General features: G+C 63.5%; 3 protein-coding genes. 2 read left to right on the top strand and 1 reads right to left on the bottom strand.

What is annotated here, in order from left to right:
* A partial coding sequence (locus FY112_RS00820) for a CocE/NonD family hydrolase (RefSeq protein WP_151517392.1) occupies positions 1 to 1,217 on the top strand: 1,217 nt, incomplete at its 5' end.
* A gap of 1 nt (position 1,218) precedes the next feature.
* Here FY112_RS00820 and FY112_RS00815 read toward each other — a convergent pair.
* Positions 1,219 to 2,130 carry an alpha/beta hydrolase gene (locus FY112_RS00815; RefSeq protein ID WP_151517391.1) on the bottom strand — a complete coding sequence of 304 codons (912 nt, stop codon included), beginning with the start codon at positions 2,128 to 2,130 and terminating at the stop codon, positions 1,219 to 1,221.
* Positions 2,131 to 2,354: 224 nt separating this feature from the next.
* Here FY112_RS00815 and FY112_RS00810 point away from each other — a divergent pair, with 224 nt between their 5' ends.
* A complete protein-coding gene (locus tag FY112_RS00810; protein ID WP_132612683.1) occupies positions 2,355 to 2,879 on the top strand; it encodes an RNA polymerase sigma factor in 525 nt (174 codons plus the stop codon).
* The last annotated feature ends 153 nt before the right edge of the window (positions 2,880 to 3,032 follow it).

The raw sequence follows: 3,032 nt of genomic DNA, 5'->3' as shown, positions 1-3,032 counted from the left end.
GCCCCTGGGTCCACAAATATCCGCATTTCGCCTGGCCGAAGCCGCGCACGGATTTCCATGGCGAAGCAATTGCCTGGTGGAACAGATGGCTGCGGGGCGAGGATAACGGCATCGACAGGCTGCCGCAGGCCCGCGCCTATATTCTCGATGCCATCCGCCCTGCCCCGCGCCGCGACAGCGATCCGGGTTTCTGGATCGCCAAGGACGTCTGGTCGCCGCCGCAGATGCAGTGCTTCTATGTCGAGCAATTTGGCAAGCTGACGGAAGGCATGCCGATCCCGCATGCGCCCGAACATTCCGTCTATCTCCGCTCGCCGCTCGACACCGGGACGGCATCGGGTGAATATTTCACGCTGAAACCCGACGCGGAAATGGCGATCGATCAACGCTCGGACGATGCCGGCTCGCTGGTCTTCGATACGATGCCGCTTGCTGGCGATTACGACTATCTCGGCCGGCCGGTGCTCACGCTTGCGCTGCGGTCGCGGGCGGCGGGCGGAAATCTCTGCGCCCGACTCGTCGATGTCCATCCGGATGGCACGGCGACGCGTGTCGCCTTCGGCGTCGTCAATCTTACCCACCGGGACGGCAATGCCGATCCCAAGCCGCTCACACCGGGCGAGACGGCGCCGATCCGGCTCGTGCTCGATGCCTGCGGTTATCGCTTCCGCAAGGGGCATCGCATCCGCCTTTCGCTTTCTACCGCCTATTGGCCGATGATCCTGCCTCCGCCTGATGACGAGGGCATCGAGGTCGACATCGCCGCACTCGGTCTGGGGCTGCCGATGCTCGGCGAGCACCAGCGGATCGACATCAAGGAACCGGCCAATCCCGATCCGCTGCCGAAATACATCGAGCACGCGGCCACCGCGACGAAGCGGCAGGTCGTCCGCGACCTCTCGGCCGCCCGGACGGAGTATTACATCCACGAGGATACCGGGCTCGCCGAACACCCTGAGACAGGTCTCTCGACCCGGCAATTGCGGGAAGAAGTCTGGTCGATTTCACCCGGTGATCCGCTGTCGATGACCGGGGTCTCCACCTGGACCTGCGACATGCGCCGCCCCGGCTGGTTCGTCCGGACGGTAGCGACCGCACGGATTGCCTGCACCCGGACCGATTGGATTATCAGCGCTGTCGTCACCGCCTTCGAGGATGACGTGCAGATCTTCGAAAAGGTCTTTGCGGAAAAGCGGATCGCGCGCGACCTGATGTGATCTAAGCCGCAGCAAAACGCCTTATGGCCTCGCAGACGGCGCGGAAGCCGTCGCGGGCGCCTTCGCTCATATGGCGGGCGCGCAGCCACGCGTGCACCATCTGCGGCTCCTCTCGGAACCAGACTTCGACGCCCTCCGCGGCGAGCCGGGCGGCATAGTGCCGGCCGTCGTCCCGCAGCGGATCGAAATGCGCGACCGTGATGAAGGCCGGCGGCAGCCCGGCAAGCGAAGCTGCCTGCAGCGGCTCGGCGATCTCATTGCCTGCCGGCGCATGCAGGATTTCGCGATAATAGGCGACATCCGCCGTCGTCAGGCCCGGCGCCGCGGCCATTTCGACGTAAGAGCCTGCGGCAAGGTCACCGCCAAGCGCCGGATAGATCAGAACTTGGCCGACGACTCCGGACAGGCCCTCGTCGCGCGCGCGCAATGCAAGGCCCGCCGCCAGATTGGCCCCGGCGCTGTCGCCGATCAGCACGACCTTGCTGTTGGCGGAAAGCAGATGTTTCGACACGGTAAAGCCGTCATCCGTCTGGGCCGGCCAGCGATATTCAGGGGCCAGCCGGTAATCGACCGAAACAAGTTCCGCGCCGGCAAAATCGGCGATCTCGGCGCAGATGGCATGATGGCTCTCGAGCGAACCGACAACAAAGCCGCCGCCATGAAGATAGAGCAGAATGGTGCGTGTGCTGATTTTCCGTGGACGGTAGCGGCGGATCGGTATGCGCTGGAGCATGCCGTCCGCAAAGATCATCTCCGGGGGCAGCGGGCGGTCGAAACGCGCGCAGAGAGCGTCGTACCAATGTCGCTGCTGTTCGATCGATGCTTGAACGGCGTCTGGCGGATAGAAGGAATCGCAAATCGCCAGAAACTGCAGGATGCCCCTTTCGGTGGGGACAGGCGGTTGAGCGGACATGGAGGTCCTTTCGCGATTTGGGACATGACAGATCATGTCCCTGGCCGACTCTGTCCTCATCATGCGCCTCTGTGACGCGGACGATCTGTCTGGCCGCGACCCATGGATGTCGCGGCTTTCAAAATTCGCAATAATTTTTTCATCGCCGACCCAAGGAAAGTCATCCGAGAAACGTCTCAATCTCGAAATAGCATCTTGCTGGATAGCATGGGGTAGGTGCGGAATTGGACGCAGAGCTCATAGAACGAGCGCAGGGCGGCGACCGGGAGGCCTTCGGGCAACTGGTCTCGCGCCATTATGAATTCGTCCATGCAACGGCGTGGCGGTGGTCGGGCAGTTCCACCGACGCCGACGACATCGCCCAGGAGGTCTGCGTCAAGCTCGGCGCGGCGATCCGCAGCTTTCGCGGCGCCAGCCGCTTCAGGACATGGCTCTATACACTGACGCTGAACGCTGCCCGCGACCATAGACGCAAGCTTGCACGAGAGGAGCAGACATTCCGCGCTTACGCCGCCGAACCGCAGCAGGATGCGCCTGATGGAAATGACGACGAGCTATCGAGCGAATTATGGGCCGCCGTGCGCGCCTTGCCGGAAAGACAATGCGACGCCGTGCTGCTCGTTTACGGCGAAGGTCTCAGCCATTCGGGTGCTGCCGATGTCATGGGCTGCTCGGAAGCGACTGTGTCCTGGCAGGTTCATGAGGCGCGCAAGAGGCTGAAGGCCGTGCTCGGCAAGGAAGAGGTATGACCGTGGACAAGGAACTCGAAAAGCTCTCCCGCCTGACACCGCCGGCCGCGACGCCGGAGGCGCGCGCGCGTGCGCTTGCTGCCGCGATGCAGGCCTTCGACACCGCAGAAAATGATGCGCCGGCTGCCCAAGGAAATGCGAAAGGCTGGCGTC

This window comes from Rhizobium sp. PEPV16 (assembly GCF_008919455.1).
Taxonomy (GTDB): domain Bacteria; phylum Pseudomonadota; class Alphaproteobacteria; order Rhizobiales; family Rhizobiaceae; genus Rhizobium; species Rhizobium leguminosarum_Q.
This window is presented reverse-complemented; position numbering and strand designations above follow the sequence as displayed.

What these genes read in the sequence shown, in the direction of transcription:
- FY112_RS00815 (WP_151517391.1), bottom strand. Translation starts at nt 2,130, where the DNA reads ATGTCCGCTCAACCGCCTGTCCCCACCGAAAGGGGCATCCTGCAGTTT.